General features: G+C 42.1%; 1 pseudogene. It reads right to left on the reverse strand.

Annotated features, from left to right (window positions below):
- A pseudogene (locus AAEY62_RS24965) lies at positions 1–233 on the reverse strand (histone deacetylase); the annotation flags it as partial.

The raw sequence follows: 233 nt of genomic DNA on the forward strand, positions 1-233 counted from the left end.
ATACCTTGCCAGCTAATATCGAGTTTGCCTAAACCGTCTTGTTGCCACACATCAACTCCCGCATCGTACAGCACTAAATCGGGGTTTAGCTCTTTGAGCAAAAATTGTAGGGTGTCGTCAACTATGCCTAAATACTCAGCGTCTTGCATATTGTTAGTTAAACCAATATCTAAATCGCTAGGGGATTTACGAAACGGAAAGTTTTTTTCGCAATGAATCGAGCAGGTATACGC

Origin of the sequence: Pseudoalteromonas sp. GW168-MNA-CIBAN-0100 (assembly GCF_040309225.1) — a bacterium.
Taxonomy (GTDB): Bacteria; Pseudomonadota; Gammaproteobacteria; order Enterobacterales; family Alteromonadaceae; genus Pseudoalteromonas; species Pseudoalteromonas arctica.